The organism is Stenotrophomonas sp. SMYL86 (assembly GCF_036320025.1).
Lineage (GTDB): Bacteria > Pseudomonadota > Gammaproteobacteria > Xanthomonadales > Xanthomonadaceae > Stenotrophomonas > Stenotrophomonas maltophilia_A.
The window spans coordinates 68,122-78,596 of record NZ_JAWIRU010000007.1; the positions used below are offsets into that span (position 1 = coordinate 68,122).

The 10,475-nt window shown below is 66.2% G+C and carries 16 protein-coding genes and 2 tRNA genes; 15 read left to right on the plus strand and 3 right to left on the minus strand.

The annotated features are described in order from the left end of the window. The first annotated feature begins 30 nt into the window (after positions 1-30). From V3B64_RS09800 to V3B64_RS09840, 9 genes are read left to right on the plus strand one after another with little or no spacing between them, the layout of a single operon-like run. The gene (locus V3B64_RS09800; protein WP_154583161.1) at positions 31-171 is read left to right on the plus strand and encodes a hypothetical protein; all 141 of its coding nucleotides are present in this window, start codon (positions 31-33) and stop codon (positions 169-171) included. Continuing rightward, positions 168-488, plus strand: coding sequence for a hypothetical protein (locus V3B64_RS09805; protein WP_329914071.1), 321 nt, complete (start codon positions 168-170; stop codon positions 486-488). The genes V3B64_RS09800 and V3B64_RS09805 overlap by 4 nt, the downstream gene beginning before the upstream one ends. Continuing rightward, a complete protein-coding gene (locus tag V3B64_RS09810) occupies positions 481-828 on the plus strand; it encodes a hypothetical protein (protein WP_329914072.1) in 348 nt (115 codons plus the stop codon). Before V3B64_RS09805 ends, V3B64_RS09810 begins: the two co-directional genes overlap by 8 nt. Next, positions 825-1,421, plus strand: a complete 597-nt coding sequence (locus V3B64_RS09815; protein ID WP_329914073.1) for a hypothetical protein — start codon at positions 825-827, stop codon at positions 1,419-1,421. Before V3B64_RS09810 ends, V3B64_RS09815 begins: the two co-directional genes overlap by 4 nt. Next, complete coding sequence (locus tag V3B64_RS09820; RefSeq protein ID WP_329914074.1) at positions 1,418-2,860, plus strand: hypothetical protein; 1,443 nt, start codon at positions 1,418-1,420, stop codon at positions 2,858-2,860. The genes V3B64_RS09815 and V3B64_RS09820 overlap by 4 nt, the downstream gene beginning before the upstream one ends. Next, a complete protein-coding gene (locus V3B64_RS09825) occupies positions 2,853-3,545 on the plus strand; it encodes a hypothetical protein (RefSeq protein WP_329914075.1) in 693 nt (230 codons plus the stop codon). The genes V3B64_RS09820 and V3B64_RS09825 overlap by 8 nt, the downstream gene beginning before the upstream one ends. Further along, positions 3,542-4,129 carry a hypothetical protein gene (locus tag V3B64_RS09830; protein ID WP_329914076.1) on the plus strand — a complete coding sequence of 196 codons (588 nt, stop codon included), beginning with the start codon at positions 3,542-3,544 and terminating at the stop codon, positions 4,127-4,129. The genes V3B64_RS09825 and V3B64_RS09830 overlap by 4 nt, the downstream gene beginning before the upstream one ends. Beyond that, positions 4,126-4,434, plus strand: coding sequence for a hypothetical protein (locus V3B64_RS09835; RefSeq protein ID WP_329914077.1), 309 nt, complete (start codon positions 4,126-4,128; stop codon positions 4,432-4,434). The genes V3B64_RS09830 and V3B64_RS09835 overlap by 4 nt, the downstream gene beginning before the upstream one ends. Before the next feature lie 10 nt (positions 4,435-4,444). Beyond that, a complete protein-coding gene (locus tag V3B64_RS09840; protein ID WP_329914078.1) occupies positions 4,445-4,687 on the plus strand; it encodes an AlpA family transcriptional regulator in 243 nt (80 codons plus the stop codon). 161 nt (positions 4,688-4,848) lie between these two features. Here the strand turns inward: V3B64_RS09840 and V3B64_RS09845 are convergent, their stop codons facing one another. Then, positions 4,849-5,019, minus strand: a complete 171-nt coding sequence (locus V3B64_RS09845; RefSeq protein WP_165929940.1) for a hypothetical protein — start codon at positions 5,017-5,019, stop codon at positions 4,849-4,851. 161 nt (positions 5,020-5,180) lie between these two features. On the opposite strand from V3B64_RS09845, the gene V3B64_RS09850 reads away from it, so the two are divergent. After that, complete coding sequence (locus tag V3B64_RS09850; RefSeq protein WP_121504548.1) at positions 5,181-5,666, plus strand: hypothetical protein; 486 nt, start codon at positions 5,181-5,183, stop codon at positions 5,664-5,666. A gap of 6 nt (positions 5,667-5,672) precedes the next feature. On the opposite strand, the gene V3B64_RS09855 is transcribed toward V3B64_RS09850, so the two are convergent. After that, positions 5,673-6,434 carry an SDR family oxidoreductase gene (locus tag V3B64_RS09855; protein ID WP_285302358.1) on the minus strand — a complete coding sequence of 254 codons (762 nt, stop codon included), beginning with the start codon at positions 6,432-6,434 and terminating at the stop codon, positions 5,673-5,675. Between the two features lie 132 nt (positions 6,435-6,566). Between V3B64_RS09855 and V3B64_RS09860 the strand changes: the two genes are divergently transcribed. After that, positions 6,567-7,409 (plus strand): methylated-DNA--[protein]-cysteine S-methyltransferase, encoded by an 843-nt coding sequence (locus V3B64_RS09860; protein ID WP_329914079.1) that lies wholly within the window; start codon positions 6,567-6,569, stop codon positions 7,407-7,409. A 73-nt stretch (positions 7,410-7,482) separates the two neighbouring features. Here the strand turns inward: V3B64_RS09860 and V3B64_RS09865 are convergent, their stop codons facing one another. Continuing rightward, entirely contained in the window at positions 7,483-8,508 is a 1,026-nt protein-coding gene (locus V3B64_RS09865; RefSeq protein WP_285302356.1) for an NADP-dependent oxidoreductase, read from the minus strand. 334 nt (positions 8,509-8,842) lie between these two features. On the opposite strand from V3B64_RS09865, the gene V3B64_RS09870 reads away from it, so the two are divergent. The 4 genes from V3B64_RS09870 (at position 8,843) to V3B64_RS09885 (ending at position 10,391) form a co-directional block, all read left to right on the plus strand. Further along, a tRNA-Phe gene (locus V3B64_RS09870) sits at positions 8,843-8,918 on the plus strand. Between the two features lie 73 nt (positions 8,919-8,991). Continuing rightward, a tRNA-Phe gene (locus V3B64_RS09875) sits at positions 8,992-9,067 on the plus strand. A gap of 100 nt (positions 9,068-9,167) precedes the next feature. Next, entirely contained in the window at positions 9,168-9,743 is a 576-nt protein-coding gene (locus V3B64_RS09880; protein WP_107432594.1) for a hypothetical protein, read from the plus strand. Between the two features lie 96 nt (positions 9,744-9,839). After that, positions 9,840-10,391, plus strand: coding sequence for a lipocalin family protein (locus V3B64_RS09885; protein WP_329914080.1), 552 nt, complete (start codon positions 9,840-9,842; stop codon positions 10,389-10,391). The last annotated feature ends 84 nt before the right edge of the window (positions 10,392-10,475 follow it).

Below are 10,475 nucleotides of genomic sequence, written 5' to 3' on the forward strand. Positions count from 1 at the left end.
CCTCCCCTTTGTCCTGGAGCCGATTCTGCCATGACCTACATCCATCCAAACGACCGGGTCTACGCGCTGGAGCGCGCCCTGGCCGCCGCTGTCGCCCAAGGCGAGGACCGCAAGGTGCAGGACGACCTGCGCGAGATCTTGGCCGAAGCCCGCCGCGAGGCCCGGGGGTGAGCGGCCTGGTGCTGGTGCCGGCGCCGAAGGATCCGGGCGTTCCGTCTCGCATGCGGCAGCCGACGAAGGACGCCTATCGGCAGTGGCTGGCCCAGGCGAACGACAACATCGAGCAGCTGCAGGCCGAGGTGGCCGAGCTGCGCGCCGGCGGCAGCACCAGCACCACCCGGCCCAGTCTTGTCGCCGACCTGGTAACCGCCGCAACTGCCCTCGGGCACCACGAAACGCTGCGCAGCAGCAGCGACGAAACCATCGACTACTGGCGCACGCGCGTTGAGCAGCTGCGCGCCGAACTGACTGGAGAGAATCATGGCTGAGATCACCCGCATCCGACGCCAGCACGCCAACAACGGCATGGCCGCCGGCGGCCGTCCTATCCGCATCCCCCGCTCGATCGACAGCGTGCGCTCGCACCTGAAGCGCCACCTTCTGGAAGAAGGGAAGCGCATGCAGGACCTGGCCGACGTGTGGGGCTGCTCAAAGCACAACGTCTACGACCTGTTCTACCGCGACCGACCCATCTCGCCGAAGCACATCGAGCTGGCCGCGAAGATGCTCGGCCTGGACGAGTTCGACACCAACGAACTGCGCCTGCTCGGGGCCCGCGAGGCCGGCTGGCAGATCGACACCAACTTCCTGCTGGAGAAAAGCGTATGACCACCGAGAAGAACACCTCCCCCGTCCGTGAACCCTATGACGCGATGGGCCCGGTCGACGCCCCCAACCCGCCTGCAGCGCGCGCCACCCTGGCGGACGTGCGGCCCGGTGGGAGGGTGAGGCTGGGGGATGCAGCCCCTACCCACGACCAGCAAACGATCGAGCGAGTTGCGAAGGCCATGCAGGCTTCGGAGCAGGCGCAATCGGGTTGGACCTGGGCCGACTGTTCGCCCATCGAGGTTGAGGGTTGGATGGATCTGGCGCGTGCAGCCGTTGCCGTCATCCCCGCTAGCCAGCCAGTGCGTGAGCAGCGCGCAGCACTGTGGGTTCAGTTCGCCGAGAACGCCAACATTCAGTTCTTCACGCGAGACCCTGATCGTGCAGTAGAGGAATCCTTCTGCTATGCGCGGCCGCTCACTGCCTATTACGAGAAGCCATTCCCGATTGAGGACCTGTCCAGGTTCAAGGACCTGATTGGTTTCGCTGCATGGCAGGCGATTCAGCTGCCCGAGACCGATCCACGCCGAGATTTCATCCGGCAGAGCGGCGAGCTGATCCGAATCATCGACTCTGCGAAGGAGATTTCCAAGTGAGCGCCCAAGACAAATACAGCTTGCAAGAACGCGGTAGGTTCAAAGCGTGGTTGGATGCCGCTCGCCCGCTTGAAGGCTCCGCATTCCCCTACGAAATCGCATGGGCAGCATGGCAAGCCGCCCTCTCCGCCCAGCCCTCCCCGGCCGGTCAGGGGGATGGGCCTTGGCCTGAGGTCGACATGATCTTGGCCGATGCCTATTCGGCTGGCGCAGAGGGGCTGCAGTTTGAAGGCATCGCGCGCCGTGCTGCAGTGCGCGCCGCCGTGGCCGCCATCGCCGCCCGCCAGCCGGTGTACGAAGGGCACACATGGGTCAGCGACTACGTGCTGGCGGGCCTACGCGAGCGTGCCGCGCTGCCGCTGCAGATACGCAATGGCGAGGTTTGGCATTGGCAGGGGGACGGGCACGACTTCCCTGAGTCGCTTGTCTGCCCGGTGATCATGAGCGCGGAAACGCTGCGCGCACTGCTCGCCGCCCGCCAGCCGGTGTCCGAAGCCGACGCCTATCAGCAAGGTTTCCGTGATGGGCAGGATCGAACCTGTACCGTTGTGGCCAGCCAGCCGGTGGCATCAAATCAGCCGTCCGGAAATTCCGGAGAACTGGATGTTGATGCCGCCCGCCAGCCGGTGGGGGAGCCGGTGGCTTGGGTGAATCCTGGTCAGCTGGAAGAATTCCGCAACGGTACTTCGTCCTTCGGGGCTCGCATTCCGGCGCGCATCGAAAAGGGCGGCCTGTTCGACATGCCGCTCTACACCGCCCCGCCCGCGCAGGCCGTGGACCTGGGGCCGAGCTTCCAGGCTGGCGTGGCCGAATGGATGGGCCAGTGCTTCCTCCCATCGCTCTACAGCAACATGACCGAGCGCGGCGACCGCCTGCTGGAAGAGGTGCTGGAGCTGCTGCAGGCCCACGGCTACGACAGGGCGCGCGTGCCCACGCTGGTCGACTACGTGTTCGGTCGCCCGGTCGGCGAGCCTGCGCAGGAAGTCGGCGGCGTCATGGTCACCCTTGCCGGCTACTGCTGGGTGGGGGGCATCGACATGCACGCAGCTGGTGATGCAGAGCTGGCTCGCATCAACCAGCCCGACGTGATGGCGAAGATCCGCGCCAAGCAGGAGGCAAAGAACGCCCTGCATTTCGACACTCCGCTGCCGGGTGATCCCGCCGCCACCGACGCCTGGCCGCGCGAGGGCGACCTGGTTCGATACGGCGACGGCGCGTCCGCGCTCGCCATCCGCCTGGAACCGCATGCCGGTGGCTGGCATGGCTATCAGTGCTGCGGTGGCTACACCTTCTTTACCAAAGCGCACAAGCCCAGCCGCGCCGATATGGAGACATGGCTCGATTGCGCTAAGTACCGCGACGAGCGCACGGAAACGGCCGACAACCGCGTTGCGCACGAGATGTATCTGGTCGATAGCGAGGCGGCGGGCAATGGCTGACCAGCTGCTCACCGCTGCAATGGTCCACGTGTTCGACCAGCGCGAACGCGTGATGCATCGGGAGATCGGAATGGATCTCGCAGAGCGTGTCGTCCTCGACCTGCTGGAAAGCGGCTGGTCGCGCCAGTCGCTGCGGAAGCATGAGGCGGCTGGGCCGACCACGTGCGGCACCGCCTTCTACCTGCTGCGGGAAGGCGGCATCGCTGTTGCCTACTTCCCCATTGCCGAATTCACTGACGCGAACGGCCGCGGGCTTTTCTTCGCCATCCGCGACTTTTTCCCTCCGGTCCACAAGTCGGCACACGGCGATGTCGATAGCCTGGAGCCTTTCGCGGTGGGTGACCAGGTTCTCTCGATGGACCGCCATCTGGATGGCTCGTGGCAATACGAAGACGAAGTGCGGGCCAGTGAGTGGCATCGTTTGATCCCGATTTTCACTGTCGTTTCGGTGCAGCCACGCGCCGGGCACCACACGCAGTTCGGTGGCCGCGACTACTACCAGGTCAAGGTCAAGGACCGGGTGGGCGGTGGTGGTGGCTACCACGACCTTGTGCCCATCGCCGGCAGACCGTGGCAGATGCGTGGCGAGGGTGAGTGCCTGATCCGCGTGAGGCCCGCGCCTTTGGCCGTCGCTGCCCCACCCTCGCCGCCGGCACTGCCGGCCCAACTGGACCTGTTCGTATGACCGCACCACTGCCCATTTCCCCGGCCACCGTTGTCGAGGCCACCAAAGCATCGTCGCCTGTCGCTGCGGTCGTCGCTGCCATGCGGCGTGTCGATCCCGCCGGCGGCGCCGTTGCCGCCAACCAGGTGCACGCTTGGGCCGACACCCTCCTGAAAGCGCTCTACAGCGCGCAGCCCGTGCGCTGGGAGTACCGGCGCAAGGACGACTTCGCGCCAGGCTGTTGGGTCCAGGCCGATGCAGGGCACGTGTACGCCGCCCACCAGCGTGGGCTCGTTGTCCGCGCCCTATTCGAAACCCCGCGCGTGATCCAACCGGAGAAGCTGCACGAATTCCGAGGGCGCGTGTGCGTCCGCTGCGGCGACAGCGAGGATTGGGCCGGGCCGGATTGTGAGCCGCTGATCCAGAAAGTCGACCCGCGCACCCGGCTCCCGGTAGAGGCGAGCTGGCTCCTTGAGCCGCTCAAGTGGATCCGGGACGCCGGCCCTGCGCCGGTCAGCACGCACGAACGCCGCCGCAGGGCCACCGAAGCCACCTTCCTGATCGAAAAGCTCGAAGCCCACATCGAGGAGTGCAACAAGCCATGACCCAGGAACATATCAGCCACCCGGAAGGGTTGCCGAACTGCGCCGCTGGCCACCGCGCGCGCCACATCCACGACAAGCGCTGCGCGTCCGCCGGCGGTGGCCACCTGGTTGAGTGCGCCTGCAGGTCGACCAGCAAGCATGCCGATCCGGAGAAGGCCATTGAGGCGTGGCGCCGCCTGAACCGCCCCGCGCGCAGCGCGCGCCTGGCCGCTGCACCTGAGGCGACCGACAACGTGCTGCAGTTCCAGCTCGGTCTGGCCGAGCGCAAACCGAAGAACCAGCGCGCGGCGCTGGCCAACCGTTGAAGGAGAAACCATGAGCGACTTCGCTTCCCCCACACCTCGAGCCCCTAAGCTGATTCGTCTGAAGGAGGTCAGCGCGCGCACCGGCCTGGCCAAGAACACGATCTATGACCGAATTCGCCGGGGCGAGTTTCCTGCGCAAATCGACCTCGGCGGCAACTGCTCGGCTTGGTCTGAGGACGAAATTGACGCGTGGATTCTGTCAAAAATGAACGCAAGGAACGTAGATGGGCGCGGCCTACCCAGTGCCGCATGATGCGGGGGCACATCTGGGGGCATCCAATCAATCCAGCGCGCCGGAACCATTGCAGCACAAGGGGATTGCCGTTTAACGGGATTCCCCTTGGCTCCACCACTATTCAGAAGAACCCGTAGATCTCCGTGATCTGCGGGTTTTTTCTTTTCAGCGCCCGCGGCTCAGGCCGGCTCCTCGCCGCCGTCCTTGCGCTGCGGGCTGCGCGAGTGCGTATCGCGCACCTGTTGATCGCGCTGCCCCGGCCGCTGCTTGGCCACGTCGTCCTGCTTCCTGTCCTGGCGGCTTTCCTGGATGCCCTGCTTCGGGTCCTGATCCTTGCCTCGCTCGTTCATTGAAATCTCCCTCGCCGGCGGAACGCCAACGTTGCCCATCACGCTAGAGGTTGCCGGGTAAGCCACAGGTCAGTCCTGTGCCAACGTCATGTGCAGGCACTGGCTTGCCGCTGCGGCCCCCGTGCAGCCAGAATCCGAGGCACCACGCCCACCGGTATGCCATGCCCTCTTCTGCCCAGCACGCAGCACACGCCGTGCCGATGCGCCTCGATGCGACCGACGGCAGCATCCAGCTCGGCAATCTGCCGACACTGATCGGCCCCACCCTGTCACGGGATGAGGCGCGTATCGCGTTCGCCACGCTGGTGCGAGGGGAGCACGACGTCGGCACCGGCTATCACTGGCTCAGCCTGCACCGGCTCAGCCTGGGTGGTGCGCCCGCTGGCATCAGCCTGTGCTTCCACGGGCAACAGCTCGACATGGTGACGATGGGCGTCGATCTACCCGGTGCAACACTGGAAGACGGCTGGCCAACCCAGGCAGCGATCGATGCCGAAGTCGCGTTCATGCGCCGCACCTTGGCCACGGCATTGGGGCGAAAACTGGCCGGCGGCTGCGCCCGGTTCAACTGGGGCGAAGCCTGGGCCCGTTTCGATCCGAAAGGCTTCATGGCCAGCAGCGGCATTCGCTACTCACCACGCACGTGACCGCGCTCAGGTACGGGTGATCGACACCCCACCCTCCACGCGCATCGCGGTGCCCGTAACGAAACTGCTCTCATCGCTGGCCAGGAACAGCGCCGCATTGGCGATCTCCTCCGGCTCGGCGAGGCGCTTGAGTGCGTGCAGCGAGCGCACGAAGTCGCGGGCATCGCCGGTCGGTGCGGCCTGCCGGCCCATCTCCGTATCGGTGCCACCGGGCAGCAGTACGTTGCTGCGCACACCGCGCGCACCGTATTCGGCAGCGATCACCTGGCTCAGGCCGATCACCCCGGCCTTGCTTGACGCATAGGCCGCCATGCCCGGGAATCCCACGGTGTGGCCGACGAAGGTACCGACGAACACCAGCGAGCCGCCGCCGCGCGCCAGCAGTGCCGGCAGCTGCGCGCGTGCCGCATGGAAGGCGGCGTCGAGATTGGTGGCCATCACCTCGCGCCAGGCATCCACCGGAAACTCCGCCGCCGGCACGCCCGGGCCGAGCATGCCGGCATTGTTGAGCGCGATGTCCAGGCCGCCGAATGACTGCTGGGCCAGATCGACCAGCGCCTGCGCCGTGCCCGGGTTGGCCACGTCGGCGGCGTGCACCACGGCTTCGCCACCGGCAGCGCGAATCTGCTCGGCCAGCGCCTGCAGCGGCTCCGGCCGCCGTGCGTTGAGCACCAGCTTTGCTCCTTCGGCAGCGAAGCGCAGCGCGCTGGCGCGGCCGATACCGGCGCTGGCACCGGTGATGAGAGCAATCTTGTTGTTCAGGCGCATGGTCGTGGTACCGGTTGTGAAGTGGCCGCCACGATGCCGTGCCTTCGGCCCGCCAACACTCCGTTTCCGGGCCTCACAGGTGAGTGCAGGAAACGGAGTTTCCGCAGCACCGGCACGTGCCAGAATCCGGCCATGGACAGTACCGCCACCACCGCCCTCGATGACCGCATCGAACGGGTCTGCCGCCACCTGCAGACCAGCCTCGACGAACCCTCGCTGCAGCAACTGGCCGATATCGCTGGCTGCAGCCCGACGCGCTTGCATCGCCTGTTCAAGCAGTCCACCGGGCTGACCCCCAAGCAGTACGCCGCCGCGCTGCGCGCCGACCGCCTGCGCACTGGGCTGGAACAACAGGAACGCATCACCGACGCCTTCCACGATGCTGGCTTCGGTTCCAGTGGACGCTTCTACGAGAACGCACCGAAATTGCTGGGCATGACGCCCAAGCAATGGCGCGCAGGGGGGCGCGGCGAAGTCATCCACTTCGCGCTTGCCGAAAGCTCACTGGGCAGCGTGCTGGTGGCCAGCAGCGGGACCGGCGTGGTCGCGATCCTGCTCGGCGACGATCCGGAGACACTGCTGCAGTCGTTGCAGCAACGCTTCCGCCAAGCCGAACTGGTCGGCGCCGACCAGGGCTACGAGCAACTGGTGGCACAGGTCGTAGGCCTGGTCGAGGATCCTTCGCGAGGCGCCACGCTGCCGCTGGATATCCGTGGCACCGCGTTCCAGCAACGGGTGTGGCAGGCACTGCAGCAGATTCCGCGCGGGCAGACTGCCTCGTATGCGGATATCGCCGCGCGTATCGGCGCGCCGCGCTCGAGCCGTGCCGTCGCACGCGCATGCGCAAGCAATCCGTTGGCGGTGGCCGTGCCCTGCCACCGCGTGGTGCGCCGCGATGGCGACCTGTCCGGCTATGCCTGGGGCGTAGCGCGCAAGCGCGAACTGCTGCGCCGGGAAAAGGCCTCGACTGCCTGAAGTGGGTGCCGACCTTGGTCGGCACACCCAGCTTCCCGTAGGTGCCGACCTTGGTCGGCACACCGCCAAGGCCTCAATCCAGCTTCACCACCAGCTTGCCGAAGTTGCGCCCCTGCAACAGCCCGAAGAACGCATCCGGCGCATTCTCCAGCCCTTCCACCACATCCTCGCGGTACTGGACGCGGCCGTCGCGCAGCCATTGCGGCATCTCGCGTTCGAACTCCGGCCACAGGTGGTTGAAGTCGTGCACGATGAAACCACGCACGGTCAGGCGCTGGCGCAGGATCTGGCTGAACAGTGCGGGCAACCGGTCCGGGCCGGGCTGCTCGACGCCCCGCTCGTTGTAGGTGGCGATGGTGCCGCACACCGGAATGCGGGCGAAGTCGTTGAGCAGCGGCAGCACTGCATCCAGCACGTGCCCGCCTACGTTCTCGAAATACACGTCGATACCCCTGGGCACCGCCGCACGCAGCTGCGCGGCGAAATCAGCGGCGCGATGATCCAGCGCCACGTCCACGCCCAGCGTCTGCAGATAGGCACGCTTGGCTTCGCCGCCGGCGATGGCGACCACGCGCGCGCCCTGCAGCTTGGCCAGCTGGGCCACGGTCGCGCCCACCGGCCCGGTCGCGGCAGCCACCACCAGCGTCTCGCCCGGCTTCAAACGGGCGATTTCATGCAGGCTGGAATAGGCGGTGAAGCCGGGCATGCCATACACGCCCAGCGCGGTACTCAGCGGCAGTCCGGCCGGGTCCAGGCGGCGCCCCAGTGCCTTGGCCGGCAGCACCGCGTGGGTCTGCCAGCCCCCCGGCGCCAGCACCAGCTCACCTGCGGCTACTCCCTCGGCGTTGGACTGCAGCACCTCGGCCACGGTCTGCCCTTCCATCACCGCGCCCACCGCCACCGGCGCGGCATACGAGGGGCCCTCGTCCATGCGTCCACGCATGTACGGGTCCAGCGACAGGTAGCGGTTGCGCAGCAGCACCTCGCCATCGGCCAATGACGGCAACGCAACCTGTTCCAGGCGGAAGTTGGCTGCACTTGGCGCCCCCTGCGGACGCGACGCAAGCACGATGCGGGAGGTGGTCGAGGGATCGGACATGGCCAGGTCTCTGCTGTTGCCAGCATCAGGAAAGGAGTGCCGACACTACGCCGCAGCCATCCCCGATGGCGGCCACGAAAACAGCGTTCCATCGCCCGGACCGGCGCAGGTCCGGCGCAGCCCTTGCCCTTGCAGCTTTGGCGATCGCGGCGATCTGCTGATTTCCACCGCAGACGATGATCGACTGGCCACGCCCCGCCCCAGAACGGAGGATCAAGCACTTGCGAGCGCGCAGACGGCAATGTGAAGAAATCTTGGCAAAACGCTTGCCGAAGGCAGCCGACCTCCGTAATATACGCGTCCTTGGCAGCGACCTCGCTGCAACGAAACATGTGGCCGAGTAGCTCAGTTGGTAGAGCAGGGGATTGAAAATCCCCGTGTCGGCGGTTCGATTCCGTCTTCGGCCACCACTTTCGAAGGCCTGCAGAAATGCGGGTCTTTTTTTTCCGGAAACCGGGTTTGATCACGGTTGCCACACAATTTGGCCGAGTAGCTCAGTTGGTAGAGCAGGGGATTGAAAATCCCCGTGTCGGCGGTTCGATTCCGTCTTCGGCCACCATCTTCAGAGACCTGCAGAAATGCAGGTCTTTTTTTTTGCGCGATCGTGCCTGCCGTCTCTGTAGTACCGTCCTTGGTTCACTGCATGGAGCACTGATGACATGGATGACACCCCTTCCCTGTCCCAACTACGGCAATCGCTGCGTCGCCTGCAATGGCTGGTTGCCGGGCTGTCCGTATTGTTGCTTGGCTTGGCCGCAGTCACGGCCTGGCTGCTTTCGCAGCGCGATGCCCCATTACACGTCGATCATTTGAGCACGCGGCAGCTGCAGGTACTCGACGAGCACGGCGTGGTACGGGTGGAGATTGGCCAGGACAGCGTAGAAGAAGGGCGACGAAGCCGCGCTGCCGGCATCCTGATTTTCGACGCTTCCGGCGCCGAGCGAGGCGGCCTGAGCACGTTCGAGGACAACAGCGTCGCTCTTGCTCTGGACGCCCCGAAGGGACAGGGCGAGGACCGGTGGCGGGACCGGGCCGGACTCCGTGTGGACGCCGACGGCTCCGCGCAACTGCTGCTGACCGACAATCTGACCCGCGGCGCAGTACGCCTGCATTCCAAGGGAACTGGCGGCGGAGGGCTGGACACCTTCAAATGGGATATGGGCAGCGGCACGTTGCATACGCGGACACTTACCTTTGACGGCGACGAGCGCAGTCAACGCCCGTTCGAGCAGTAGCCGCAACTGACGACGGCAATGGTGCCGGCGCATGGAACCTTTACACGCGCCCGTGGCCGCTCGCCTAAGCTCAGGACTCCTGCCTGGAGCCTGCCGATGCCTCTGCGCCCCGCCCTGCTCGCCTGCTTGCTGCTGGCCGCCTCCCCGGTGATCGCCGCCGAACCGGTGCGCGCAGTCGACACGCTGGACATCGACCGCTACGCAGGCCAGTGGCACGAGATCGCGCATCTTCCGGTGTCGTTCCAGAAGCAGTGCGTCGGCGAGATCACCGCCAACTACGGGCTGCGCCGCGATGGCCGCATCAGTGTCACCAATGCCTGCCGCAACGGCGACGGAGAACGCGTGGTTGCTGAAGGCGTTGCACGCCCGGTTGCCGGCCATCCAGGCCAGTTGCAGGTGCGCTTCGTGCCGGACTGGCTGAGCTGGGTGCCGCTGGTCTGGGCCGACTACTGGGTCCTGGCACTGGACCCGGACTATCAGTGGGCGTTGGTCGGTGAGCCGGACCGTAAGTACCTGTGGATCCTCTCGCGCCTGCCGGAAATGGATCGCACCCGGTTCGAACAGTTGAAAGAGAAAGCCGAGACGATGGGCTACGACCTCGGCCCACTGCGCCTGATGGCTCCGATTCGCGATACGCCCGCCGACTGAACCGTGCCGCATCCGGCGCACCACGCGCGCGCCATCCGGCGCCGCGCACGCCCGGCCGCCATCTTCACGCGCTACCCTCTGCGA